Below are 24,026 nucleotides of genomic sequence, written 5' to 3'. Positions count from 1 at the left end.
AAGAAATGAAATTATATAGAATAGTTATACTTGCCTTAATGGCAACCGTTATTACAGCTTGTGAAGATAAGCTTGACGAGGAAGTTTTTTCAGAACTTTCGCCCTCCAACCTCCTGAACAATGAAAAAGGGCTGTCCTTTTTATTAAATTCAGCTTACACCTATGGACATAGGGTTGGTGCGGTATCATCATGGGCCCCTTACCATATGAGTAGTATGACCGCAGGTGAAACATGGGGAGCCGGAGGTTCGATTGAAAATCTTTGGGTAGCCGAAATGGATTTTACCTGGGATTCCAATCATGCCCATTTTTTATCGGTATGGCAGGTACATTACAACAGTATTCGTGATGCCAATCTTGTTCTGGACAATTTGGACAATGAAAACTTTTCGGAAGATTTTAAACAATTGACCGAGGCAGAGGCTCATTTTTTAAGAGGATGGAATTATGCAGCCCTTTATAATTGGTTCGGAGGGGTCCCATTGTATACATCATCTGAAGATGAACTATTACAACCAAGGGCAACAGCCGAAGAGACCCGTACATTTATTGAGCAGGAGTTAACTTTAGCGGCAAACGGTTTACCCAAGGATGAACCACAATTTGGAAGAGCTTCAAAAGGGACAGCTTTGGCAGTACTTTGTAAATTTTACCTGAATACAAAGCAATGGCAGAAAGCTGCTGATGCCGCTCAAGACGTAATTGATTTGCAGAAATATGATTTACTCGGTGATTACGGAGACATTTTTGCTTACGACAACGAAGGTAACCAAGAGTTGATCTGGGTGCTTCCTAAGGATGGAGCCACGTTGACAGATACGGGGCAAGGACTCAACGCACTGACTTTTCCACCTGACTTTCCAATGCCATTTTCGAGCAACTCTGTATTTGCGGCACGGACCTACCTTTTTGATGACTTCGTGAATTCCTTTGAGGAAACGGATACCCGTAAGGATCAAATTATTACGGAATATACAAGTACAAGTACCGGAGAATTGGTCACTGGGCTCGGAAACGATCAGTCTTTTCCATATAAACTACCTTTTGAGCCCAATTCCGTAGGTGCATGGGCAGGAAATGACCTGCCAGTAATTCGTTATGCCGATATTTTATTGAGTAGGGCCGAAGCTTTGAACGAAATCTCAGGTCCGACCCAAGAGATTATTGACCTTATAAACGATATTAGGGAAAGAGCGGAAGCTACGCCATATACTTTGGCAGGGTTTACTAAAGAATCCCTTCGTGATGCTATTTTACAGGAAAGAGAGTGGGAATTTTATTGGGAGGAAAAAGCTCGTGAAGATCAGATAAGACATGGTGTATTTATTTCCAGGGCTCAGGCTCGTGGAAAAAATGCACAGGGTTACCATGTATTGTTTCCTATTCCCCAAGTGGAGTTGGACGCCAATCCCAATTTGGAACAAAATCCAGGTTATTAATTTATAAAACCAAATAATCAATATGTTCAATTTTAAAAATATTAACAAAATACTCTGGGTTACCGCAGGATTTCTTGTGGTAACCACAGTTTGTTCCTGCCAGGGAAATCAAGGGGGGCAAACGGATGACGCCGAAGTTTCATTAAGGGATAACCCAAATTTTGTCATCATTTTTGCAGATGATTTGGGCTATGGCGACTTAAGTTCTTACGGGCATCCGACCATCCGAACCCCATATTTAGATCAAATGGCCCATGAAGGCCAAAAATGGACCAACTTTTATGTGGGAGCCAGTGTTTGTACACCCAGTCGTGCTGCTTTAATGACGGGAAGGCTACCTGTGAGAAGCGGTATGGCCAGTAGCGAAGTTCGTGTACTTTTCCCCGATTCGCACAATGGTTTACCACAAAAAGAAGTTACCATAGCGGAGCAGATGAAAGAGGCAGGCTATGCAACAGCAGCAATAGGGAAATGGCACTTGGGACACAAAGAAGAGTATCTTCCTACCAGTCATGGTTTTGATTCCTATTTTGGAATCCCCTACAGCAACGATATGGACAATGTGGTTCCCTTTAGGTCAATGGGAGGGTATTTTGAATTTTGGAAATCCGAAGAACGAAAGGACATCAATACGTTTAATGTTCCTTTAATGAGGGATACGGAAATCGTTGAACGTCCAGCAGATCAGCATACCATTACCAAGCGGTATACCGAAGAGGCTGTGAAATTTATCAACGAGAAAAAAGATGAACCTTTCTTCTTGTATTTGGCACATAACCTCCCCCACGTACCTCTGTTTGCTTCAAAAGAATTTGAAGGTACTAGCCCAAGGGGTTTATACGGTGATGTGGTAGAAGAGATAGACCATAGTGTTGGCCAAGTACTTGATGCCTTGAAACAAAATGGCCTTGCAGAGAATACCATTGTGGTGTTTACATCCGATAATGGTCCTTGGTTGATTATGAATGAAGAGGGAGGAAGTGCAGGCTTGTTAAGAAATGGCAAAGGATCTACTTGGGAAGGTGGAATGCGCGAGCCCTGTATTTTTTGGGCACCGGGTAGAATAAAGCCTGGTATAGTTGCCGATTTGGGAACTACTATGGATTTGTTTACCACTTTCAGCAATATGGTTAACGTGCCAATACCAACGGACAGGGTTATGGATGGAGTGGATTTAGCTCCCGTATTGTTTGAAGGGCAGAAGAGTTCTAGGAATGATATGTTCTACTATCGTGGAGACAAACTCTACGCTGCTAGGGTAGGCGATTATAAGGCACATTACATTACACAGGATCCTTATGGTCCCGATGCTGTGGAGCATGAGACTCCATTACTCTTTAATTTGAGTGTGGATCCATCTGAGAAATATGATATTTCCAAAGAAAACCCTGAAATCATTGCAAAAATCAATGAAGCAGTCAAAATTCATAATGATAATATGGTAAAAGGTCCCGATCAATTAAAAGATCGTGGCTAAAGGAATCTATCTTAGTTTAGTTAATTTTTTGATAGAGATTCAGGAGAAAGCACGGTGAAAGCCGTGCTTTTTTAATATGCCATAAACCTAAAAATCATATCTGATTGCATATTAAAGGCTTTCTTTAGCCCCAAGTCTGTGCCTTTTTTTGTAGAACCACACCATTGAAGTCTCCGAGTTCTGTCAGTTTTGAAAAATAGGTGTCAGCTACTTCACTCCGTTTCACCGTATCAGACGTATGCTCTTCATGCTTTTTTTGACGGCTTCAATACAGCTCAAGCTTATTAACACGATGAGAACCGATAAAATTCTCATTTATGATTTTTGATGCAAAACAAGTTATTTAAAAGGGTGTATGATTGTAAAAATGGAAGCTATTTACTCATTTTGATTTATCCAGTTTATACTCCTTGATGTTAACTTGTAGATTATGGTGTGGCTGGATTGATTGTATCCATTGGTAATTGCCAATTTATGATTTAATCTTCCATACTTTTCAATAACCCCTCTAAAATCTCATCTTTCCCATCCAACAAGTGGTCTTTGATTAGAATATCGGGGATAATACCTGTGCCTTTATCCACCCCATTTATGCGTTCGATTTTACCTTTGGAAACATCAACAGTGACTCCTGTTTTTGATAGGGGATAATTGTAAATGGAGGCATAAAGGTTAGGATATTCTCCTGTTTCTTCTCCAACAATGGTTCCCCAGCCGTAATCCTGTATTTGAGCGGCTGTGACCGTAGATTGTGAATAGGATTGCCGATTCACCATCATGTATACATTACCAGTAAAACGCTTTTCTTTAGGCTGAGGTTCGTAAAACCCAAAGTCGTAATCATATATTTCGCCATCTTCATGTTCTAAGATCGATTGCCAATAGGCTTGGGTGGTGTCTCTCGTCCTTCTTGTGTTTTCTTTCAATTGTTGACTGGTTTTTAATTGAAACCGTGATGCCCATTTAAAAGGTTTGTCGGCGATATAAGACACTAAATAATCACCAAAGGCATCATCACCACCGGAATGGTTTCTTAAATCTATAATCAGGTTTTTGGAGTTGTTATGCTTTATTTCAACAAAAGCGGAGTCTATGAAGTGTTTGTATTGTTCTAAATCGCCTCCAAAATCACCTGGCCTTAGATAGGCAGAAGCTTTTTCAAGAAACTGTAAATTTCTGTTATGTTTTAAAATATCACCTCTTTTCATTTCAAAATCTTCAACGGCCCTTATGGACTTTAGATGATACTTTCGGCGTTTGCCATTTGCTAAAATTTCAACGTCAAAGCTATTCTTCTTTCCAAAAACCAGCCAGTAAAACCTGGGAAGCGTCATGTTTTCCAATTGAGCATGCCTAAAGTACAAACGTTCGGCAGAAATTTGAGGATAGATATCTTCAAACACCTTTTTAATTGGCCGTCCATTAATATTTAATAATTCAGATCCAACTGCAATATCAGTATGTTCAGACCAGTTTTTTCTTACCATTGCTTTGCCATTTTCAATGGCCACTTCTAGAGGAAACAATGTTCCGCCATTTTGGGCATAGGCGATATATTCAGGGATTGGAAAAGGGATTCGGGTATGCCCGTTGTTTACCTGAGAAACGATTCGTTGAAATAGTTTTTTCGCTTCCAGACTGCTAAAACTGTCTTTTTGAATGCTTTGTTTTACCTTGATATAGTTCCTTTCAAAAATCTTTTTTGTAGTATAAGCGTATAAATTGATATGGGCTTTTTCCAAAGACATTTTTAAATAGGCTAAATCTGATAAAAAAACCTGTAAAAATGGTCAAATGGTAATTGAGAGCTTATAATCACCGAGCCATCACCATAACAATTTTCCAAAAGGTCCAATAAGGTTATTTTGGCATCACCTGATAAGGGTTTTAATCCAAAATCCCTTGACGGATTTACTGGTTTCATTTTGGGTCAGGCTGGATAGCAAAAAATGAGGCCAGTAGGAGCTTTATGTTCTGTTGGGCCGTTCCATTTGGGTTACATAAGTATATCATTGCCTATATTTATTTGAAAGTAATACTAGAAGATGAGTAAAATACTATTTTTAAAGTATAAAATAATATACTCTAAAGTAATTAATCCATTTCACATATATAATATCATACCTTAAAATTTAGTCTAAACGCTTTTTTTAGCTTTTGGGATTGCTTTTTGGGAATACCTGCTCTATCAGAGTAATGTTCCCATTGATTCAATGTGACTTGTATAGCTTCAATATCATCATTTGCGTTTGTATAATTTATCTCATCGGCGATGGATTGAAGATCTTTTCTAGTGAAGTTGTCACGTTTACCGGCAATTGTCATCTGGTGCCCATTGGTCCATTGGCCCGCTGGATTGTACGCATAGGTGACATCATATGCGGGCGTCAGTCTCCATTTACCGGATTTATCCATTATGAATGAAATGTTCTTCGTGTGATCATCTTGGTTGCGGGCCATGACATTGAAGACCATTCTTCTAAAGAGTTGAACCGCTTGTTCTTTGGGGAGTTTAAGTTTCCTCATTATGTCCAACGCATCCTCATATCCGTGAACACCTGGTTTTCGATAATCGAAATGGGCAAGGGCGCAAAGGGTTTGCATATGCAATTTTTCCCCTTGCCCTGTTCTGTCAAATCGCTTTGTCATAAAGTGTGCTCGCCCATTTTCTTTCAAAAGCTGCGAAGGCATCATTTCAATGCCACAATCAATGGCCATCAGGTAATAGGCATATTCTATTTTTCCATACCCTTGTGGATCTCCAAGTTCCTTGTTGGTCACCCCATCAAATTTGAGAATGAAATGCTCAAAGCCTTCAGGTACTTTAGTTTGACCGGAGCGCACCTCTTTGGAGTCTTTATTATAGGCTACGATCGCCTTGGCTCGCTGTCCTCCTGCTGAGGTCCCCACTTTGATCAATTCATTCATTGCCTCGGTTTCTTGGAGGTTCAATGTAATGTCTTCTCTTTTCTGCTGAATCTTTCCGGACAATTCTACTAAACTTGAAATGTTCAATTCAGTAGATTGATCATACCCCAATTTTTTAGCAGGTTCGAATTCCAATGCCCCCATTCCACGGGAGCCGATATATGAGAGGCGATCCAAAGGCGAAAAGTCGGATTTTACAATACCGTTCAATTTTAACCATCGATTGATCAGATGGTTTCCAAAATCATCCGGCAATACATCGGAAATCATTCCAGGAAGTCCTTTGTAGGTCTGCTCATCCAAAGTTGGAAAACTGTAAATTTTATCTTTCGATCCGGCAAAGGGCATGTTTATGGGCGATACGTCCAGACCCTTGTTGATAAAACTGGGTTGGTATTCAAAGAATCCTAGATTGCGTTCATTGTCCCAACTCAATGCACCTACATTTTCACCCCATAAAGTGACACCAATAACATCTACCATTCCGAGTCTTTTCCTTTATCAAAATCGGTGCCCGAAGCACGTTCACGCTCTTTTCCCTTTAATTTGAGGAGTTGAATTGGACTAATGCCGGGATCGGGCAAGAATTTGTCCAAGGCTGCTAAGTCCCCAAATGCCCTTAGGATTTGTATCAAGGTCAATAATGAAGTATTGTTGCCAGATTCAAAGTTTTTTATGGTTTGGTTATGCAAGCCGGTTGTATTGGCCAATTGCTCTTGAGTCATGTTTAGGTTCAAGCGTCGCTGGCGAACCCTTTTCGTAAGCTCTTTTAAAATAGACTCGTTTGATGACTTAGAAGTTATCATTATAGGTATAATAAATTATATTTAACATAATAAAAATACGAATAAAGTATAATATATTAGATTTTAAAATCTACTTCTTCTGACTTATTGTTTTTATTCTTCTTCATTGGTGCTAAGCCATAGCTTATCCTTGTCATGTTGTGTTTTTCTCAATGCCTTTTTGTGTGTTTGAAAAATTCCAGTTTTATCTAAGTTGTTCGAAGTTCGCATTATAACTTTTAAGGTCAACAACTGTAGGTTTAAAACACAAATAATAGTAAATAAAATTGGATTGGATTCAATCATTTTTTTAATTCCCTTATTTAAGATATCAAAAGAACATAAGCTTCGAGCTTTTGTGTTTATGAGTATAGTTTACCTGACGCATAATTTCAGCAATAGGCGCTCTGTTTAGCTTGCAATTCTAAAAGGTTTTTCTTTAGGGATATTAACATTAGTATGCTTTATTTTCATCAATGAAAACTTTAAACAATTTAGTTGAGTTGGAAAAAATGAATTCCAATAGAGGGTGCTTTAAAGATAGAAAAACTGTCAGAAAAGATTAATCTTAGGAAGAAACGATTCGTGCTAGTGGGTAGTTAGTGGGACAAAACCAGTTTTCTTAAAATATAATTTACTGATTATCAATAAATTATAAATCAGCTTCTACTTGAGTGCGACCCCAGTAGCATTCAAAATAAAAGCCTAAGCATCAAGTGCTTAGGCTTAAAAAGTGTTTAAAATTGTGACCGCGGCAGGATTCAAACCTGCAACCTTCTGAGCCGTAATCAGATGCGCTATTCAGTTGCGCCACGCGGCCTTATTTAAGGGCTGCAAATATATTTCTTTTTAACTTTACCACAAAACCCTAGCATACAAAAATAATGGATTTCACACACTACATTCGCGATATTGAGGACTTCCCTACGCCCGGTGTTGTTTTTAAGGACATAACCCCGCTGCTAAAAGACCCAAGCGCTTTCCAAAAGGCCGCGGATGCCCTGTTGGCTTTGGTGGGCAACACGAAAATAGACAAAGTTATTGGTGTGGACAGCCGTGGGTTTATTTTTGCGCCCATGTTGGCCGAAAAACTGGGTGCAGGCTTTGTAACTGTCCGTAAGTCTGGAAAACTACCATATAAGACGATTTCCCAGTCTTACGATCTGGAATATGGCACTGGAACGTTGGAAATCCATTCGGATGCCATAGAAAAAGGGGAGAGGGTATTGGTGCACGATGATGTTTTGGCTACTGGAGGTACGGCTCAGGCCGTTTGTAAACTAGTTGAAAAATTAGGGGGAGAAGTGGTACAATGCAACTTTTTGATTGAACTCACCTTTTTAAATGGAGCTGAAAAAGTAAAAGGTTACCAAAAAGAGGTGCTTCTTCAATTTTGATCCAATGCTTTTTTGGTAACATAGTATCTCCAACCTATAATGGCCATTTGTAATTTAGATGCCTTGGAAAGGTCCAGGCCCTTTTTAGAGTAGGAGGGAAGTACAGCTTTGTTGATTTTTGCCAAAATCTTGTAAAACATATAATTGCGTTGGTTTTGTGTAAATATAGGTAAAGCTGTTTACAAGGTGGCTTTATGAGTATTTATGTGGATAAAATCTTACGTACTACATAAATATTATTGTTAAGAGTTGAACAAGAAGTGCAATGAAAAATTTTACGATTGCTATCATTTGATTGATTTTAGGTTTAAAAAACTATGACTTTTTTATTGTTTCTTCGAATATATAATGATAAAAGTCATGCTTCCAAACAATTAGACTAAAATCAATGTAATTGCATACGAGATTGTATCTCTAAAAACGTAATGCTTCTACAAATGTAAGCTAGTTCCTTATGTAAAATATTGAATTGAAATGTATTTATATGTTTTAACTAATAAAATGTTAGATATATAGAGGCGTTTTGAGTTGTTTTTTGAAAAACAAGGGAGGTTTTGTTCAAAAATGTGCCCATTTTTGGGTTTTCGTTTGGCGACACAAAAAAAGGAACCGTCTTTTAAGACGGCTCCTAGGACTATTCAAAAAATGATTATGTTATAATCATTTACCTTTCTTGGTGGTTATTTCAACAACCCCATTTTTAGCTTTTTTGCCATATTTGTCAATAGCTTTATCACCTTTTAGGACGGTCATGCTTTTTATATCGCTAGGCAATATCTTTTTGATATCCTTTGCCTTTGCTTTTTTACCGTCTATATAATAAAGTGGCTCGCCTTTGCCATCATTGTCTATAAAAAAGAAACTGGCATTGTCATGGTTACTGATTACTTCAATGTCCCCATCGTTATCCGAATCTTTAATGATCGTTACATTGCTGTTTCTTTTTACTTCAATATCGTTGTCTTTATCAGTACTAAAGACCATCACATTGTTTTCTTCGCCTTTCTTTTCAATTTTTTTAATGCTAATATGTTTTATGTCCTGATCATCTTCAATATGTAGTTTTTCAGCTTCTTTGTCACTAAGCCTTTTACCGTCTACAATTACAACTTTTTCATTATCTACCTGTTTAATGGTGACTTCGGTTTCATCATTAGTGGTCCAAGAACTCGTTCCTTTTATTTTATGGATACTAATATTTTTCTTTTTGCCGGAATTCCAAAAGGAGACCACATTGTTTTCATCATCATAAATAACCGTTATAGGGCCGATGGCGCCATCGGAATTAGTGCTGTAATTTCCGTTCACTTTTTTGCCCTCATCATTTTTACCGCTCAATTGCAGAGAAATCCCAATTATCTCTTTTGCATTATTTCTAACGGCGGTGTAACTGAAATCAATGTCATCTTTGGCTAAATCTTTTTTGATATTATCGAGTTTGGCATCTGATGTATTTTTATCTACGGTGAATTCGATTTTTTTGTTGTCTTTTGATTTTTTTTCGGTCATTGAGCTCCCAGTATTGTCGGAATCCTTATACAGATAGGTTTCCTCAATACTGAAACTCACTAGAAGCAACCCCAACAACGGAGCTACGAGCAGGGTTTTTAGGACATTGATTTTTTTGGATTGATTTTGATTTAACATGACTATTCGTTTTTTGATTAATGAATTGTAAAATGAATTGGCTAAAACGTATTCTTGTGTGTCTACCGCCTGTTTTAGCATCAGGTATTGGTATGAGTTTTTGTCTTTCGCATGTGCTATGGCAAAATGGTCTGCCAAGTATTCCAGGTTTTGCCTCACAGCACTTTTGTAGAGCCACAATACAGGGTTGAACCAGAAAACAATCTTTAAAACCTCAAGGAATAAGATGTCCAACGTATGGTATTGACGGGCATGTACCTTTTCGTGTTCCAAAACCGAATGCAGTTCGTTGGGCTCAAAAAGTGTTGGATTATAAAAAATGTAGTTGAAGAAAGAGAAAGGGGATATTCGTTTTTCCGTTTCCAAGTGTAAAAAAGGACTTTCCTTTCTTTTATGGGCATTTTCGGCCAATTTTTTTAACGAAATCAATCTAATCATAAACTTTACCAACAAAATAGCACTTACTGCACTGTATAGGATAAGGAGTATGTTTTCCGCAGTGAACAAACTACTTTCGGCAAGGGATGAGGTAGCTTGAGCTCCCAACTCATCGGCCTGAATAAGTATGGGTTTGGAAACCACCACCGTTTTTTTGATCTTGATGAAGGGGAGTACAAAAGCGAGTATCAATCCCGATAACAAAAACATGCGGTTTTCCGTAAAAAGGGTGTCGCGCTTTAAAAAAATATGGTAAACCGCCAAAAAACCACCGGAGATAAGGGCGGATTGTAAAAAGTACATGAATATAGGTTCCATTATTTTTTCTTTTCTATTAGGTCAATGATCTCTTTGAGTTCTGCAATGGATATTTTTTCCTCTTGGGCAAAGTGGGAAACCAAACTTTTAAAAGAGTCATTGTAATAATCTGCAATGGCTGAGTTCACATACTTTTTCCGGTAGTCCTCTTTGCTTACTATTGGGAAATATCTATGGGTGTTGCCAAAGGCCTCATGATCTACGAACCCTTTTTCCTGAAGATTTCTAACAATGGTGGATAAGGTATTGTAATGGGGCTTTTCGCCCTGTATCTCCTCAAGTATTTCCTTTACAAAAGCTTTTTTCAGCTCCCAGAGGATTTTCATGATCTCCTCTTCCTTGTTGGTCAATTTTTGCATGATGTATTTGTTGTATGCCCAAACGTAATACTAATATTTTAGTTAAACAACTATTTTTATAGTTTATCAACTATTTATGTAGTTTTTATTTATGAAAGAACCTTCTTTGACCAGCTATTCTTCCCGTATCTTTGCGCAAAATTTTATTTTTTTTGGGAAATCTACTCTTTATTGTTTTGGGATTGGTCCTCTTAATAGCCGGGGGAAATTGGTTATTAAAATCGGCGGTTGCCTTATCCTTGAGATTGTACATCCCCAAAATAATCATAGGCATGACGGTGGTCTCGTTCGCTACCTCAGCTCCAGAGCTTATTGTTAGTGTAAAAGCTGCTTTGGATGGTTTCCCGGACCTTTCTTTGGGAAATGTGGTAGGTTCCAATATTGCTAATCTGGGATTGGTTTTGGCAATCACCATAATTATGGGGAGCATAAATGTGCGGAAGAGTTTTTATACCACCGATTGGCCTGTAATGATGGTCGCTTCGCTTTTGTTATGTGGTTTTATCTATTTTGATGGAGAGCTCCAGCAATATGAAGGGATTGTTCTTGTGTCCCTTTTATTTGTGTTCTTGGTGTACCTGCTTAGATTTCAAAAAACAGCGGTTGAGGACGAAATGCCCGAAGATGACGTACCCCTACCATTATATAAGGTCGCACTTTTCTTGGGAATCGGCGGAACGGCGCTTTGGGGAGGTTCCGAATTACTTATAGATGGGGCCGTGGGTCTTGCATCCTCTTTTGGGGTAAGTGATCGTGTAATTGGTATAACCATTGTTTCCGTAGGAACAAGTATCCCTGAACTGGCAGCATCGGTAATAGCAGTACTAAAGAAAGAAAAGGCTATATCTTTGGGGAACTTGATAGGTTCCAATATTTTCAATTTGTTGGCCGTTTTGGGAATTACCTCGATAATTACTCCGATAACCGTTATGGACGAAGGATTGTTGTCCAGCGATATTTTTTGGATGTTGGGGATTTCTTTCCTTATCCTTCCTTTGGTGTTCTTCCCAAAAGGCCTACGCTTGGGGTGGAGGGATGGATTGATACTCTTGGCGTTTTATGCCACCTTTATCTATTTTACCATAAAATAAAAACCGCCCCACAAAACGGGACGGTTTTCACCTATAATCAACAACTAATTTATATACGTACTTATACTGCTGCGGATTTAACCGTTTTCACGATTACGGCCGCCACCTTGTATGGGTCTGCGTTAGAAGCAGGTCTTCTATCTTCCAACCATCCTTTCCAACCTTTCTCTACGGTCATAATTGGAATTCTGATGGAAGCACCTCTATCGGAAACTCCGTAGCTGAAATCAGAGATGGAAGCAGTTTCGTGCTTACCGGTCAATCTTTCATCGTTGAACTCACCATAAACGGAAATGTGCTCTTTGGTTACCGGACGGAACGCTTCACATACTTTTTCGTAAATTTCTTTGGAGCCGCAAGTTCTTAACAACGTATTGGAGAAGTTGGCGTGCATACCGGAACCGTTCCAGTCACCTTTAATGGGTTTTGGGTGGTATTCAATGTAGTATCCGTAGCTTTCTGTCAATCTTTGTAGCATATAACGCGCTACCCAAATTTCATCACCGGCTTTCTTGGCACCTTTTGCGAACAATTGGAATTCCCACTGTCCGGCAGCAACCTCTTGGTTAATACCTTCAAAGGTAAGTCCAGCATCCAAGCAAAGGTCGGCATGCTCCTCAACAAGGTCTCTTCCCCAAGTATTTCTTCCACCAACGGAGCAGTAGTATAGCCCTTGTGGACCAGGATAACCACCAACAGGGAATCCTAAAGGTAGTTGGGTTGCAGTATCCATAATAAAGTATTCCTGCTCAAATCCAAACCAGAAATCATCATCCTCATCGTCAATAGTGGATCTGGAGTTGCTCTCGTGCGGGGTTCCGTCAGGATTCAACACCTCAGTCATTACCAAATAACCGTTTCTTCTTGCTGGGTCAGGGTAAATGGCAACAGGCTTCAACAGGCAGTCAGAGGAACCGCCTTCGGCTTGTTTGGTGGATGAACCATCGAAGGACCACATGGGGCAGTCTTCCAATTTGCCACTAAAATCCTCTTCTATTCTAGTTTTGCTTCTAATGTTGGCCGTTGGTTCATAACCATCCAACCATAGATACTCTAATTTAGATTTGCTCATAATTCTGGTAGTTAATCGTTCTCAATTTTATGATTCACAAAAATAGGTTTTTCATTTTATTATCAATGTTTTATGGGGGTAAAATCACAAATTTGAACCTATTATTTATATTACCCCTGTTTTATTTAGGGCAGAATGAAAAAAAAGTAATTTTTGCAGTATATTTTATTAAATTGTTAATTGTAGATTTGAAAATTAAATATTATTGAAAATGCCTAAAACACGATTCCAAGCCTTGGTAGAAAGCCGCAACAGGGAATATGCCACTATTAATGAGACAGGGAAAAGATCCGACCTGTTCGGTAAGCATGTTTTTAACGAAGAAAAAATGCTGCAATTTTTGACAGCAGAAGCCTTTGATAAAGTAAAATCAGCCATTTATCAAGGAAATAAGATCGACAGAAAGATTGCCGACCAAGTGGCCGAGGGTATGAAAGCTTGGGCACTGTCCATGGGGGCCACACATTATACGCATTGGTTCCAGCCATTAACAGGGGCCACCGCAGAAAAGCACGATGCATTTTTTGATATCCTTCCCGACGGAAGGGCCATGGAGAAGTTTGGGGGCGCACAATTGGTGCAGCAAGAACCCGATGCTTCCAGTTTTCCGAGCGGGGGAATCAGAAACACTTTTGAGGCACGCGGCTATACGGCTTGGGACCCGACCTCTCCAGCATTTATTTACAAAACAACCCTATGTATACCTACCATATTTGTAGCTTATACGGGAGAAGCACTGGACAATAAAGCACCATTGTTGAGGGCGTTGCAGGCCATAGATCAGGCTGCCACAGGTGTAGCGCAGTATTTTGACAAGAATGTAAGAAAGGTGCATGCCACGCTAGGGTGGGAGCAAGAATATTTTTTGATTGATAAGTCATTGGTGAATTCCCGTTTGGACCTTTCCGTGACAGGGCGAACCCTGGTAGGTAGTTTTTCGGCCAAGGGACAACAACTGGACGACCACTATTTTGGAGTGATACCGGCAAGGGTCTTAGGTTTTATGAGTGAACTGGAAAAGGAATGTACCAAACTTGGAATCCCTGTAAAAACGCGCCATAATGAGGTGGCGCCAAACCAGTTCGAACTTGCCCCGGTTTTTGAAGAAGCCAATCTCTCCGTGGACCATAATTTATTGTTGATGGACGTAATGGAGGAGATAGCCGACAAGTACAACTTTTCCGTATTGTTCCACGAAAAGCCATTTGCAGGCATCAACGGGTCGGGCAAGCACAACAATTGGTCCTTGGGTACCGATACAGGGGTGAACCTATTGAGCCCAGGTACAACACCCATGAAAAACCTTCAGTTCCTCACTTTTTTCGTGAACACCATCAAAGCGGTGGATACCTACGAGGAATTGTTGAGAGCCTCTATAGCTTCGGCAAGTAATGACCACAGGTTGGGTGCCAATGAAGCACCGCCGCCTATTATTTCCATCTTTATAGGACAACAATTAAGCGATGTGCTGGACGAACTCGAAGGGGTTTCCAAAGGAAAATTGTCCCCTCAGGAAAAAACAGAGCTCAAGCTCAATGTGGTAGGTAAGATTCCGGAGATATTATTGGACAATACGGACAGGAACCGTACATCGCCATTTGCGTTCACCGGAAACAAGTTTGAGATGAGGGGGGTAGGTTCCAAGATGAACTGTGCCAAGCCCATGACCACGCTCAACACCATCGTTGCCAAACAGCTTACCGACTTTAAAAAAGAAGTGGATACGCTGATTGACAAGAAAAACCTGAAAAAGGACGAAGCAGTGTTCAATGTGCTTCGAGAATACATAAAAACCTCCAAGCGCATCCGTTTTGAAGGGGATGGGTATGGTATTGAATGGCAAGAAGAAGCAAGAAGGCGAAAGTTGAGCTTCAATAAAAACACACCCGAGGCACTCCAAGTCATCACATCAAAGGAAAGCTACGAGCTCTTTAAGCAAATGGGCGTGATGAACGAAGTGGAGCTCAAGGCCCACAAAGAGGTGGAATTGGGCGCTTATATTTTCCATATTCAGATAGAAGGCCGTGTATTGGGCGAAATGGTGTACAACCACATCATTCCCGCTGCAATCAAGTACCAAAACATGCTGCTGGAGAACATTCATGGGTTAAAAGAGGTCTATGGAGCGGCGCACAAGAAAGTGGCCGAAGGCCAGCTGAATATTTTGGAACAGATCGGCGAACATATCGTGGAGATCAAAAAACTTACCGATGAAATGGCAGATGCTCGCAGAAGAGCCAATGGCATGTCGGTGGTTGATAAAAAAGCCCAGGCCTACTGTAATAATGTAAGGCCTTATTTTGATAAAATCCGGGAACACTCGGATACCTTGGAGAAATTGATTGCAGATGAATTTTGGCCATTTACCAAATACAGGGAAATGTTGTTTTCCAAATAGCATAACACTCAAAAGGAAAAGACGGAAAGCATATCAATAATTTGATGGCTTTCCGTTATTTTTGCCCAAACCATTTATATGTCATCGGATACCAGTAAAAGATATGCCCAAAGAGGTGTTTCGGCCTCCAAAGAAGATGTGCACAACGCAATCAAGAATATTGATAAAGGACTTTTCCCCAAAGCGTTCTGCAAAATTGTACCCGATTATTTAACAGGTAGCGAGGACCATTGTTTGGTGATGCACGCCGATGGTGCAGGTACCAAATCCTCCTTGGCATACATGTACTGGAAAGAAACAGGCGATGTTTCGGTCTGGAAAGGCATTGCCCAAGATGCACTTATTATGAATGTGGATGACCTGATCTGTGTGGGTGCCACAGATAACATACTGTTGTCATCGACCATTGGGCGGAACAAAAACTTGATTCCCGGTGAAGTGATTTCGGCCATCATCAATGGTACCGAAGCGCTTATTTCCGATTTGGAAAAGCATGGCATTACCATCCGTTCCACGGGAGGTGAAACCGCAGATGTAGGCGATTTGGTAAGAACCATTATCGTTGATTCCACGGTAACGGCCCGAATGGAACGAAAAAACGTGATAGATAACGCCAATATTAAAGCTGGAGATGTGATCGTTGGCCTAGCTTCCTTTGGAAAGGCGACTTATGAGACCGAATACAACGGAGGAATGGGCAGTAACGGATTAACATCTGCCCGGCACGATGTATTCTCCAAATATCTGGCTGAAAAATATCCAGAAAGCTTTGATGCATCGGTTCCGGAAGAATTGGTGTATTCCGGAAACACAAACCTCACAGATGCGGTACCCGATTCTCCGTTAGATGCAGGGAAATTGGTGCTGTCCCCAACAAGAACCTACGCACCCATCATTAAAAAAGTACTGGAAAAATATACTTCCAAAGAAATACATGGCATGGTGCATTGTAGCGGAGGGGCACAGACCAAGATTCTTCATTTTGTGGATAATCTTCATATTATCAAGGACAATATGTTTGCGATTCCGCCCCTGTTCAAACTGATTCAAGAACAATCCGGGACCGATTGGAAAGAGATGTACCAGGTCTTTAATTGTGGTCACCGAATGGAGCTATATGTGAATGAGCAGGTTGCGGAAGAAATCATTTCCATTTCCAAAAGTTTTGATGTGGATGCCCAAATTATTGGTCGGGTAGCATCCGCTAGCAGTAAAAAGTTGACTATCCAAAGCCCGTACGGCAAGTTTGATTATTAACATACGATTTAGCTTGAAATAGCGTTCTTGTAATAAACCTCCCACGCTATGGAAAGAAAAGAGTTTCTGCGGAGTTTGGGTGCAGGCGCGGCCTTTGCACTTACATTCCCCTGTTTACAAGGGTGTTCCAAGGATGATGTGAACGGGGATATAGTGGAAGAGCCCACAGGTGTCGACTTTACCGTAGACCTTAGCTCGCAAGAAGCTCAAGCTTTGGCTTCCAATGGAGGTTTTATATTAAAAAACTTAGTGGTTATAGCTAAAAATTTAGAAGGCGAATATGTGGCGGCAAGTCAGGTTTGCAGTCATCAATCATATGATCAAGTGAGATTTGTAGATCAAAGTGGCGGTATTTTTTATTGCGATGTGCATGGATCTCGTTTTGATCAGGATGGAACACCCCTTAACCAAGTTGACAGTTCCCCCGCAAGAGCACTCAAGGTTTACAATACGGAACTCAACGGTTCCATTTTACGGATTTATGAATAGTTTTTTGAGTCCCAAATCTTATGAAACATCTAATCTACATACTGATTTTTGCATGTGCAGGCATACTTCAGGCCCAAGAATGGCAAGATAATTTTGATGATGCCCTAGCCAAAGCAGCTGTTGAGAACAAACCCATTGTTTTGGTCTTTTCCGGTTCGGATTGGTGTGCGCCATGTATCCGTTTAAAAAAACATGTTTTTGATAGCGGGGAGTTCAAAGCCTATGCCTCTGAGCATTATGTGATGTATGATGCGGATTTTCCCCGCAAAAAGAAAAATCAACTACCTGAAGAAAAATTAAATGTAAATAAGTCCTTGGCCGAAAAATATAACCCAAAGGGTTATTTTCCACTGGTTGTGGTAATGGACAAGAACCAAAACGTTTTGGGCACTACAGGTTTTGTGGCCCGAACCAGTCCCGAAAAATATATCAGAACACTTAACAAATTTCTAAAATGAAAAGCTTTATAGCCCTTATCTGCAGTTTTTCTTGCCTGCTGTCCTTTGGGCAGTCGAGGCAAACAGATGTCACTGTAAAAAAGACCCTAAAACTAATGGGTACCCGGTTCGAGATTACCGTGGTGGCACCGAACGAGGATATTGGCTACATTAATATAGACGAAGCTGTTTCGGAAATTGAGCGTATAGAAAAAATCATCTCATCATGGGACAAGGATTCCGAAACCTCTTTAATCAACAAAAATGCTGGAATCAAACCTGTGAAGGTGAGTCAGGAATTGATTGATTTAATCGAACGGTCCATCAAAATATCGGAAATAACAGATGGAGCTTTTGATATTACCTATGCCTCCATGGACGAGGTTTGGCGGTTTGATGGGACCATGGATAAAATTCCTTCAAAAGAAGAAATTGAAAAATCCATTGCAAAGGTCGGATATCAAAAAATACAGTTGGATCAAGATAACCAAACCGTTTTTTTGCCCGAAAAAGGAATGTGCATTGGATTTGGTGCTATCGGAAAGGGGTATGCTGCAGATAGGGCCAAAGAACTCTTGGTATCCAAAGATGTGAAAGGAGGAATCATCAATGCTTCGGGCGACCTTACCACTTGGGGCACCAAAGTGACCGGTGAAAAATGGTTGGTAGGTATTGCAAATCCATTGAGCAAGGATAAAGTGTTCAGTTGGTTGCCTATAATAGAATCTTCAGTGGCTACTTCGGGCAATTACGAGAAGTATATTGAGCTGGACGGAAAAAAATATTCACACATTATTGACCCGCGAACAGGATATCCTACCACAGGTGTTAATAGTGTATCGATTTTTGCCAAACAAGCTGAATTGTGCGATGCCCTTGCCACCGCAGTTTTTATAATGGGCAGGGACGTTGGTCTGCACATGATCAACCAGATCGATGGAGTAGAAGCCGTTGTGGTCGACTCCGAAAGCAAAATCCATAAAAGCTCGGGTATAATGTTCGATACGAACTAGAACATACTTAAAATATGGTAAAACCTCTTTTTTTGCTATTACTCTTGATTTTATCAAGTTCCTGTGTCGCCGTCCGCGAGTACGATAAAGTGTATGTGAACGACGAAGAGATGCAGTTGAGTGCGCGAGCTTGCGAACGTTTTGAAACCAATTTCCATGTTTATAGGGAGGCCTCCTCTGGTGCCAACGGAGGCAAGACAGGTGGTGGATGCGGATGTAATTGAATGGGAACTTCAAATGATTAATTTAAAAAACCTCATGGCCCGATCATCCAAATCAGCGAAAACCGTTTTCGTAGTCTTATTATTTTTGATGGTATCCTTGGGATGGTCGCAACAGGGAGATACCTCGTACAAGCGAAGGGTGTTGGAGGCAAGTGAGGTTGACATGCTTTTTAGTTATTACAGACAAGATGGGGAAAATGCGGCTGTTACAGGTGGCGAAGGTACCGAGGAATTAACGGATGCTACTTCTAGCATTGTCTTGCGAATGCCGATGAACGAGGATGATATTTTAACGGTGGATGTGGGGTTGTCCGCCTATACCTCGGCATCTTCCAGTAATGTAAATCCTTTGGATGGCGGAGCCAATGCTACTCCTTTTGATGCTTCTTCGGGAGAATCTCGAAAGGATGTATTGGCCTATGTCAAACCAACATATCGGCACAGTTCCGATGATCGTAATTCCATCTGGAGTGCCAATGCCTATTTTTCGTCGGAGTACGATTATTTTTCCATTGGATTTGGAGGCAGTTACACCAAGTTGTTCAACGAGAAGAACACAGAGGTCACACTAAGCGGTAATGTGTATTTGGATAAATGGAATGCACAGTACCCTATTGAGCTGCGTGATGGTTTCTTTGATGACCGTATCACCGGAAATGGTGCTTACAATCCCATTTTTTCCGAGTTTGAGTATGAAAAGCGGAATTCTTACTCACTATCCTTGAATTTCTCCCAGATTTTGGGCCAAAAATTGCAAGGTGCCCTTTTTGTGGATGTGGTCTCTCAGAACGGATTGTTGAGCACGCCATTCCAACGCGTGTACTTCTCGGATTTTGAAGATTTTTATATTGATGATTTTCAATTGGCGGATAATGTGGAGCAGTTGCCCGATAACCGGTTCAAAATACCTGTGGGCGGTAGGTTGAATTATTATTTGAACGATTTGGTCATACTGCGTTCCTACTACCGTTTTTATTGGGACGATTGGGGGATTCGTTCCCATACCACAAGTTTGGAAGCGCCTTTTAAGTTGACGGATAAATTCACCTTATACCCAAGTTACCGATACTACACACAAACCGCAGCCGACTATTTTTATCCCAAGGAGCAGGCATTATCCACCTCCGCGTTTTATACTTCGGACTATGATCTGTCCAAATACGATGCCCATCAGTATGGGATTGGGGTACAGTACAAGGATGTTTTTACCAGAGCCCGAGTGTTCAATTTTGGGTTGAAAACCATCAACCTGCGATTTAGCCAATATGATCGTAGTGATGGCCTCAATGCCTTTATTGTTACGCTTGGTACTACTTTTGTTGGAAACTGACCTCAATTCCTCATCGAGGGTTTGATTTTCCGGTGTTCTAGATCGGAATGAATTAATTTTTTTCGTTTGAACACCTCGTTGGCTTGCTCCGAGGTAGTTGATTTTAAAAAATAATCCAACGAAAAAATCGTAAATTCGCATTCCCATTAGGAGGATTGATTTATGTTAGACAAACTCAACATTGTAAAACAGCGTTTTGATGAGGTTTCGGACCTGATCATACAACCCGATATTATTGCGGACCAAAAAAGGTACGTAAAGCTGAACAAAGAGTACAAAGACTTGAAGTTGCTCAGCGACAAACGCGACGAATACATAGCCCTTACCAACAATATCCAGGAAGCAGAAGAGATTATTGCCGACGGTAGTGATACAGAAATGTTGGAAATGGCCAAAATGCAATTGGATGAGGCCAAGAGTGCCTTGCCCAAATTGGAAGAAGAAATTAAATACCTTTTGATTCCCAAAGACCCTGAAGATGAAAAGAACGTGGTTATGGAAATCAGGGCTGGAACCGGAGGGGACGAGGCCAGTATTTTTGCCGGTGACCTGTTCCGTATGTACACCAAATATTGCGAATCCAAAGGATGGAAGACCAACGTAATCGATTTGAGTGAAGGAACCAGCGGCGGATACAAGGAAATCCATTTTGAGGTCAATGGGGAGGATGTGTATGGAACACTTAAGTTTGAGGCAGGAGTGCACCGTGTGCAACGCGTACCACAGACCGAAACCCAAGGTAGGGTGCACACCAGTGCGGCTACCGTTATGGTGATTCCCGAGGCGGAAGAGTTCGATGTTCAAATAGATCCAAAAGATGTGCGGATAGATTACTTCTGTTCCTCTGGACCTGGTGGACAGTCGGTGAACACCACTTATTCTGCGGTGCGTTTAACGCACGAGCCTACAGGGATTGTGGCCCAATGCCAGGACGAAAAGTCCCAACACAAGAACAAGGATAAAGCCTTTAAAGTACTTCGTGCCCGTTTGTACGATATGGAATTGGCCAAAAAACAGGCCGAGGATGCAGCCAAACGTAATTCACAGGTGAGCAGTGGCGACCGTTCAGCAAAAATCCGCACCTATAATTATCCGCAGGGTAGGGTAACCGATCACCGAATCGGTCTAACGCTGTACGATTTACAGAATATCATCAACGGGGATATCCAAAAGATAATCGATGAGTTGATGTTGGTGGAAAATACCGAGAAACTCAAAGAAGCTTCGGAGATATTTTAATCGATTAATTTCCCATTGAACACGGTCGAGAACCATTCAAAATGAAGATAGAAGATTTAATTGCCCAAATACGTCAAAAAAAATCGTTTCTCTGTGTTGGTCTCGACACTGACTTGGATAAAATCCCAAAGCATCTTCTAAAAGAAGAAGACCCTATTTTCGCTTTCAATAAGGCTATAATTGATGCTACGCATCCGTATTGTGTAGCCTACAAGCCGAATATTGCTTTTTATGAGGCTTATGGTCTGGAAGGATGGAAATCCTTGGGGCGTACCATGGCATATTTGAATGCCAAGCATCCAAAAATGTTTACCATAGCTGATGCGAAACGTGGAGATATCGGAAATACATCCACTCGCTATGCCAAGGCGTTTTTTGAGACCATGGATTTTGATTCCATTACCATTGCACCCTATATGGGCAAGGATTCTGTGGAGCCCTTTTTGGAGTTTAAGGATAGGCATACCATTTTATTGGCGCTCACGTCCAATCAGGGCGCTTTTGATTTTCAGACCAAAGATGTAGATGGCCAGGAATTGTACAAAGAAGTATTGTCCATTTCCAAAACGTACAAAGGCGCTGAAAGATTAATGTATGTTGTTGGTGCGACCAAGGCTACTTATTTGGAAGATATCAGAAAAATTGTTCCAGAAAGTTTTTTGTTGGTACCAGGGGTAGGTGCGCAAGGAGGTAGTTTACAAGAAGTTTGTAAATACGGAATCACTAAAGATGTAGGTTTGTTGGTGAATTCTTCTCGAGGTATTTTATATGCTTCTACAGGTTTGGATTTTGCCGAAACCGCTGCGAAAAAGGCACAGGAAATCCAGCAAGAAATGGCAATTGAACTGGCTAAACTTGATTAAGTTCTAGGCCAAGCTTTCCAAAACCTTTTTTAGGCTCTGCGCTTTCCTTTTAAAAAATTCTCCCAATTGGGTGTCTTTACCGGCAACACTGGCAGCTTTTTCCATAAAATTATTGTGCATTACCTCCAAAACTGATGCTGCTTGGCTTATACTGGTAATGGGTGTAACAGATCCAACTTTACAATACTGATTATTCATAGCTTTCAAGATTTGTTAATAACAAAGATACGTTCAAAACAGGCTTGTGGACTACGGTTTTGGATGGTATACATCTATAAATCAGGTAATTTATCTAAAATTTAACGTATCTATTGCTATTTGTCCAAACCCTTTACTTTAGCCTAGTAAAAAATTAACTTATCTTTAAAAGGATTGCTTTTTAACTTTCTAGGGTTCCTATGCACAGATCATTATTCGTTTTGATTTTACTTTTTCATTTTGTGGGCCAAGCACAAAATGAACAAAATTGTAATTGCTGTTCCCAAAATCATAGAGCATTTGACTTTTGGGTTGGGGAGTGGGAAGTAGTTAATTTCCAAGATGGCTCTCTTGCAGGATCAAGTGTGATCAATAAGGAAGAAGGTGGTTGCGTAATTCGGGAAAATTGGACCAGTGCCAAAGCATATACAGGAACCAGTCTTAATTTTTTTAATGCCCAAACCAGTGAATGGGAGCAGTTGTGGATAGATAATGCTGGAGCTTCTTTAAAGTTGAAGGGAAACAGGGTTAACAATAAAATGATTTTGACTTCCGATGAGTTTACAAAATCTGATGGCAAAAAATACAGGAACCGAATTATCTGGACCAAAAACGATGACGGAACTGTGAGGCAGTTATGGGAGGTTCTCGGGGAAGGGAACAGTACCTCAATTGTTTTTGATGGACTCTACCGCAAAGTTCAGAAAACAAAAAACCGGTGAAGAACACCGGTTTTTAAACTAACTAACTCAAAAAAATGCTAACTCAGATAACTTGTACAAAATTCTAGTTTAACCTTCAGGCCAAGGTTAATTTAACTTTAGGATTTTGTTATAATTACTCTTAATTATTGAGTTTATAACGACTTATTTTTAGAGTTATTGCGTTTTTATCAAAAAATTGTGATTAATCCTGAAGGGCGAATACCTTTTTTAACAAATCTGTTGTTCTTGATGAAACTTTTGTCCTAATTTCTTTTTCTTCCACGGCAATCATGGTATAGACACCCTCCAATGCTTCGTTGGTGGTATAATCCGTCAAATCTGGGTTTACATCGTTGGTAAGCGGCAAGCTATTGTACTTGGTAATAATGTTGCTCCAGATTTGGTCCGCGCCCACTTTTTGGAACGAATTTTTGATAATAGGATTAAATTTATTGTACAATTGCGTTTTGGTGGCTTGTTGCAGGTACTGGGTCGCAGCATTATCGTTTCCTAAAAGAATCTGTTTGGCATCATTAAATGTTATTCCCTTTACGGCATCTACAAAAATAGGCGTGGCTTCGCCAACGGCATCCTCTGCGGCACGGTTTATTATTCTCAAACCTTCGTCTGCCAAACTGGACAAGCCAACATCACGCAAGGTTTTGTCCACTTTTTGTAATTCTTCCGGAAGCAAAATCTTTACAAGCTCGTTCCTGAAAAAACCGTTTTCCAGAGCTAGCTTATCCACTTGTTTTTCAATACCCATATTCAAGGCTTCCCGTAATCCTTGTGCTATTTCGGCATTTCCGATTCCTGTGGTGCCTTGGGGCAATTGGTTTACAACCTGTTGGAGTTCCGCACATCCCACGAGCTGCAAAACCAAAACACATAGCAATAATCTTTTCATGGTAAAATCTTAAAAT

At 40.5% G+C, this 24,026-nt stretch carries 24 protein-coding genes and 1 tRNA gene; 14 read left to right on the top strand and 11 right to left on the bottom strand.

Annotation, left to right across the window (positions count from 1 at the left end; all coding sequences use genetic code 11):
• The first annotated feature begins 5 nt into the window (after positions 1–5).
• Positions 6–1,439: a RagB/SusD family nutrient uptake outer membrane protein gene (locus VM932_RS06585; RefSeq protein ID WP_326277991.1), complete on the top strand. Its 1,434-nt coding sequence runs from the start codon at positions 6–8 to the stop codon at positions 1,437–1,439.
• Positions 1,440–1,461: 22 nt separating this feature from the next.
• Complete coding sequence (locus VM932_RS06580; RefSeq protein ID WP_326277989.1) at positions 1,462–2,916, top strand: sulfatase family protein; 1,455 nt, start codon at positions 1,462–1,464, stop codon at positions 2,914–2,916.
• Positions 2,917–3,395: 479 nt separating this feature from the next.
• Here VM932_RS06580 and VM932_RS06575 read toward each other — a convergent pair whose 3' ends face one another.
• The 5 genes from VM932_RS06575 to VM932_RS06560 form a co-directional block, all read right to left on the bottom strand.
• On the bottom strand, positions 3,396–4,664 hold the full coding sequence (locus tag VM932_RS06575; protein WP_326277987.1) for a S41 family peptidase: 1,269 nt from the start codon (positions 4,662–4,664) through the stop codon (positions 3,396–3,398).
• An 11-nt stretch (positions 4,665–4,675) separates the two neighbouring features.
• The gene (locus tag VM932_RS16810; protein WP_487309603.1) at positions 4,676–4,840 is read right to left on the bottom strand and encodes an ATP-binding protein; all 165 of its coding nucleotides are present in this window, start codon (positions 4,838–4,840) and stop codon (positions 4,676–4,678) included.
• 194 nt (positions 4,841–5,034) lie between these two features.
• On the bottom strand, positions 5,035–6,327 hold the full coding sequence (locus VM932_RS06570; protein WP_326277985.1) for a type II toxin-antitoxin system HipA family toxin: 1,293 nt from the start codon (positions 6,325–6,327) through the stop codon (positions 5,035–5,037).
• Positions 6,321–6,650, bottom strand: a complete 330-nt coding sequence (locus tag VM932_RS06565) for a helix-turn-helix domain-containing protein (RefSeq protein ID WP_326277983.1) — start codon at positions 6,648–6,650, stop codon at positions 6,321–6,323. The genes VM932_RS06570 and VM932_RS06565 overlap by 7 nt, the downstream gene beginning before the upstream one ends.
• 725 nt (positions 6,651–7,375) lie before the next feature.
• A tRNA-Arg gene (locus tag VM932_RS06560) sits at positions 7,376–7,449 on the bottom strand.
• A gap of 64 nt (positions 7,450–7,513) precedes the next feature.
• On the opposite strand from VM932_RS06560, the gene VM932_RS06555 reads away from it, so the two are divergent.
• On the top strand, positions 7,514–8,026 hold the full coding sequence (locus VM932_RS06555) for an adenine phosphoribosyltransferase (protein ID WP_326277981.1): 513 nt from the start codon (positions 7,514–7,516) through the stop codon (positions 8,024–8,026).
• On the opposite strand, the gene VM932_RS06550 is transcribed toward VM932_RS06555, so the two are convergent.
• The 3 genes from VM932_RS06550 to VM932_RS06540 form a co-directional block, all read right to left on the bottom strand.
• Positions 8,017–8,166, bottom strand: a complete 150-nt coding sequence (locus tag VM932_RS06550) for an SsrA-binding protein (protein WP_326277979.1) — start codon at positions 8,164–8,166, stop codon at positions 8,017–8,019. The genes VM932_RS06555 and VM932_RS06550 overlap by 10 nt on opposite strands.
• Positions 8,167–8,686: 520 nt before the next feature.
• The gene (locus VM932_RS06545; protein WP_326277977.1) at positions 8,687–10,429 is read right to left on the bottom strand and encodes a M56 family metallopeptidase; all 1,743 of its coding nucleotides are present in this window, start codon (positions 10,427–10,429) and stop codon (positions 8,687–8,689) included.
• The gene (locus VM932_RS06540; protein WP_293168455.1) at positions 10,429–10,788 is read right to left on the bottom strand and encodes a BlaI/MecI/CopY family transcriptional regulator; all 360 of its coding nucleotides are present in this window, start codon (positions 10,786–10,788) and stop codon (positions 10,429–10,431) included. The genes VM932_RS06545 and VM932_RS06540 overlap by 1 nt, the downstream gene beginning before the upstream one ends.
• A gap of 152 nt (positions 10,789–10,940) precedes the next feature.
• On the opposite strand from VM932_RS06540, the gene VM932_RS06535 reads away from it, so the two are divergent.
• Complete coding sequence (locus VM932_RS06535; protein ID WP_326277974.1) at positions 10,941–11,879, top strand: calcium/sodium antiporter; 939 nt, start codon at positions 10,941–10,943, stop codon at positions 11,877–11,879.
• Between the two features lie 61 nt (positions 11,880–11,940).
• Here the strand turns inward: VM932_RS06535 and VM932_RS06530 are convergent, their stop codons facing one another.
• The gene (locus VM932_RS06530) at positions 11,941–12,951 is read right to left on the bottom strand and encodes a glutamine synthetase beta-grasp domain-containing protein (RefSeq protein WP_326277972.1); all 1,011 of its coding nucleotides are present in this window, start codon (positions 12,949–12,951) and stop codon (positions 11,941–11,943) included.
• 211 nt (positions 12,952–13,162) lie between these two features.
• Between VM932_RS06530 and VM932_RS06525 the strand changes: the two genes are divergently transcribed.
• The 9 genes from VM932_RS06525 (at position 13,163) to pyrF (ending at position 22,201) form a co-directional block, all read left to right on the top strand.
• Positions 13,163–15,349, top strand: a complete 2,187-nt coding sequence (locus VM932_RS06525; RefSeq protein ID WP_326277970.1) for a glutamine synthetase III family protein — start codon at positions 13,163–13,165, stop codon at positions 15,347–15,349.
• Positions 15,350–15,427: 78 nt separating this feature from the next.
• A complete protein-coding gene (locus VM932_RS06520) occupies positions 15,428–16,606 on the top strand; it encodes an AIR synthase related protein (protein ID WP_326277968.1) in 1,179 nt (392 codons plus the stop codon).
• Positions 16,607–16,654: 48 nt separating this feature from the next.
• Complete coding sequence (locus VM932_RS06515; protein ID WP_326277966.1) at positions 16,655–17,095, top strand: QcrA and Rieske domain-containing protein; 441 nt, start codon at positions 16,655–16,657, stop codon at positions 17,093–17,095.
• Between the two features lie 20 nt (positions 17,096–17,115).
• Positions 17,116–17,553, top strand: a complete 438-nt coding sequence (locus VM932_RS06510) for a thioredoxin family protein (RefSeq protein ID WP_326277964.1) — start codon at positions 17,116–17,118, stop codon at positions 17,551–17,553.
• Positions 17,550–18,545: an FAD:protein FMN transferase gene (locus VM932_RS06505; RefSeq protein ID WP_326277962.1), complete on the top strand. Its 996-nt coding sequence runs from the start codon at positions 17,550–17,552 to the stop codon at positions 18,543–18,545. Before VM932_RS06510 ends, VM932_RS06505 begins: the two co-directional genes overlap by 4 nt.
• Positions 18,546–18,559: 14 nt before the next feature.
• On the top strand, positions 18,560–18,769 hold the full coding sequence (locus tag VM932_RS06500) for a DUF4266 domain-containing protein (RefSeq protein ID WP_326277961.1): 210 nt from the start codon (positions 18,560–18,562) through the stop codon (positions 18,767–18,769).
• Between the two features lie 34 nt (positions 18,770–18,803).
• Positions 18,804–20,099: a DUF3570 domain-containing protein gene (locus VM932_RS06495; RefSeq protein ID WP_326277959.1), complete on the top strand. Its 1,296-nt coding sequence runs from the start codon at positions 18,804–18,806 to the stop codon at positions 20,097–20,099.
• A gap of 162 nt (positions 20,100–20,261) precedes the next feature.
• Positions 20,262–21,338: a peptide chain release factor 1 gene (gene prfA, locus VM932_RS06490; protein ID WP_163625910.1), complete on the top strand. Its 1,077-nt coding sequence runs from the start codon at positions 20,262–20,264 to the stop codon at positions 21,336–21,338.
• Positions 21,339–21,379: 41 nt separating this feature from the next.
• Positions 21,380–22,201 (top strand): orotidine-5'-phosphate decarboxylase, encoded by an 822-nt coding sequence (gene pyrF / locus VM932_RS06485; protein ID WP_326277956.1) that lies wholly within the window; start codon positions 21,380–21,382, stop codon positions 22,199–22,201.
• 3 nt (positions 22,202–22,204) lie between these two features.
• Here pyrF and VM932_RS06480 read toward each other — a convergent pair whose 3' ends face one another.
• The gene (locus VM932_RS06480) at positions 22,205–22,399 is read right to left on the bottom strand and encodes a hypothetical protein (RefSeq protein WP_326277954.1); all 195 of its coding nucleotides are present in this window, start codon (positions 22,397–22,399) and stop codon (positions 22,205–22,207) included.
• A 200-nt stretch (positions 22,400–22,599) separates the two neighbouring features.
• On the opposite strand from VM932_RS06480, the gene VM932_RS06475 reads away from it, so the two are divergent.
• Positions 22,600–23,121 (top strand): hypothetical protein, encoded by a 522-nt coding sequence (locus VM932_RS06475; RefSeq protein WP_326277952.1) that lies wholly within the window; start codon positions 22,600–22,602, stop codon positions 23,119–23,121.
• A 184-nt stretch (positions 23,122–23,305) separates the two neighbouring features.
• On the opposite strand, the gene VM932_RS06470 is transcribed toward VM932_RS06475, so the two are convergent.
• Complete coding sequence (locus tag VM932_RS06470; RefSeq protein ID WP_326277950.1) at positions 23,306–24,010, bottom strand: DUF4197 domain-containing protein; 705 nt, start codon at positions 24,008–24,010, stop codon at positions 23,306–23,308.
• Positions 24,011–24,026 lie beyond the last annotated feature (16 nt).

The sequence above is a fragment of the Flagellimonas halotolerans genome, from assembly GCF_035818535.1.
GTDB lineage: Bacteria > Bacteroidota > Bacteroidia > Flavobacteriales > Flavobacteriaceae > Flagellimonas > Flagellimonas halotolerans.
This window is presented reverse-complemented; position numbering and strand designations above follow the sequence as displayed.

What these genes read in the sequence shown, in the direction of transcription:
- VM932_RS06540 (WP_293168455.1), bottom strand. Translation starts at nt 10,788, where the DNA reads ATGCAAAAATTGACCAACAAGGAAGAGGAGATCATGAAAATCCTCTGG.
- VM932_RS06550 (WP_326277979.1), bottom strand. Translation starts at nt 8,166, where the DNA reads ATGTTTTACAAGATTTTGGCAAAAATCAACAAAGCTGTACTTCCCTCC.
- VM932_RS06475 (WP_326277952.1), top strand. Translation starts at nt 22,600, where the DNA reads ATGCACAGATCATTATTCGTTTTGATTTTACTTTTTCATTTTGTGGGC.
- VM932_RS06545 (WP_326277977.1), bottom strand. Translation starts at nt 10,429, where the DNA reads ATGGAACCTATATTCATGTACTTTTTACAATCCGCCCTTATCTCCGGT.
- pyrF (WP_326277956.1), top strand. Translation starts at nt 21,380, where the DNA reads ATGAAGATAGAAGATTTAATTGCCCAAATACGTCAAAAAAAATCGTTT.
- VM932_RS06480 (WP_326277954.1), bottom strand. Translation starts at nt 22,399, where the DNA reads ATGAATAATCAGTATTGTAAAGTTGGATCTGTTACACCCATTACCAGT.
- VM932_RS06515 (WP_326277966.1), top strand. Translation starts at nt 16,655, where the DNA reads ATGGAAAGAAAAGAGTTTCTGCGGAGTTTGGGTGCAGGCGCGGCCTTT.
- VM932_RS06585 (WP_326277991.1), top strand. Translation starts at nt 6, where the DNA reads ATGAAATTATATAGAATAGTTATACTTGCCTTAATGGCAACCGTTATT.
- VM932_RS06520 (WP_326277968.1), top strand. Translation starts at nt 15,428, where the DNA reads ATGTCATCGGATACCAGTAAAAGATATGCCCAAAGAGGTGTTTCGGCC.
- VM932_RS06510 (WP_326277964.1), top strand. Translation starts at nt 17,116, where the DNA reads ATGAAACATCTAATCTACATACTGATTTTTGCATGTGCAGGCATACTT.
- VM932_RS06470 (WP_326277950.1), bottom strand. Translation starts at nt 24,010, where the DNA reads ATGAAAAGATTATTGCTATGTGTTTTGGTTTTGCAGCTCGTGGGATGT.
- VM932_RS06530 (WP_326277972.1), bottom strand. Translation starts at nt 12,951, where the DNA reads ATGAGCAAATCTAAATTAGAGTATCTATGGTTGGATGGTTATGAACCA.
- VM932_RS06570 (WP_326277985.1), bottom strand. Translation starts at nt 6,327, where the DNA reads ATGGTAGATGTTATTGGTGTCACTTTATGGGGTGAAAATGTAGGTGCA.
- prfA (WP_163625910.1), top strand. Translation starts at nt 20,262, where the DNA reads ATGTTAGACAAACTCAACATTGTAAAACAGCGTTTTGATGAGGTTTCG.
- VM932_RS06525 (WP_326277970.1), top strand. Translation starts at nt 13,163, where the DNA reads ATGCCTAAAACACGATTCCAAGCCTTGGTAGAAAGCCGCAACAGGGAA.
- VM932_RS06555 (WP_326277981.1), top strand. Translation starts at nt 7,514, where the DNA reads ATGGATTTCACACACTACATTCGCGATATTGAGGACTTCCCTACGCCC.
- VM932_RS06495 (WP_326277959.1), top strand. Translation starts at nt 18,804, where the DNA reads ATGGCCCGATCATCCAAATCAGCGAAAACCGTTTTCGTAGTCTTATTA.
- VM932_RS16810 (WP_487309603.1), bottom strand. Translation starts at nt 4,840, where the DNA reads ATGAAACCAGTAAATCCGTCAAGGGATTTTGGATTAAAACCCTTATCA.
- VM932_RS06575 (WP_326277987.1), bottom strand. Translation starts at nt 4,664, where the DNA reads ATGTCTTTGGAAAAAGCCCATATCAATTTATACGCTTATACTACAAAA.
- VM932_RS06565 (WP_326277983.1), bottom strand. Translation starts at nt 6,650, where the DNA reads ATGATAACTTCTAAGTCATCAAACGAGTCTATTTTAAAAGAGCTTACG.
- VM932_RS06500 (WP_326277961.1), top strand. Translation starts at nt 18,560, where the DNA reads ATGGTAAAACCTCTTTTTTTGCTATTACTCTTGATTTTATCAAGTTCC.
- VM932_RS06580 (WP_326277989.1), top strand. Translation starts at nt 1,462, where the DNA reads ATGTTCAATTTTAAAAATATTAACAAAATACTCTGGGTTACCGCAGGA.
- VM932_RS06505 (WP_326277962.1), top strand. Translation starts at nt 17,550, where the DNA reads ATGAAAAGCTTTATAGCCCTTATCTGCAGTTTTTCTTGCCTGCTGTCC.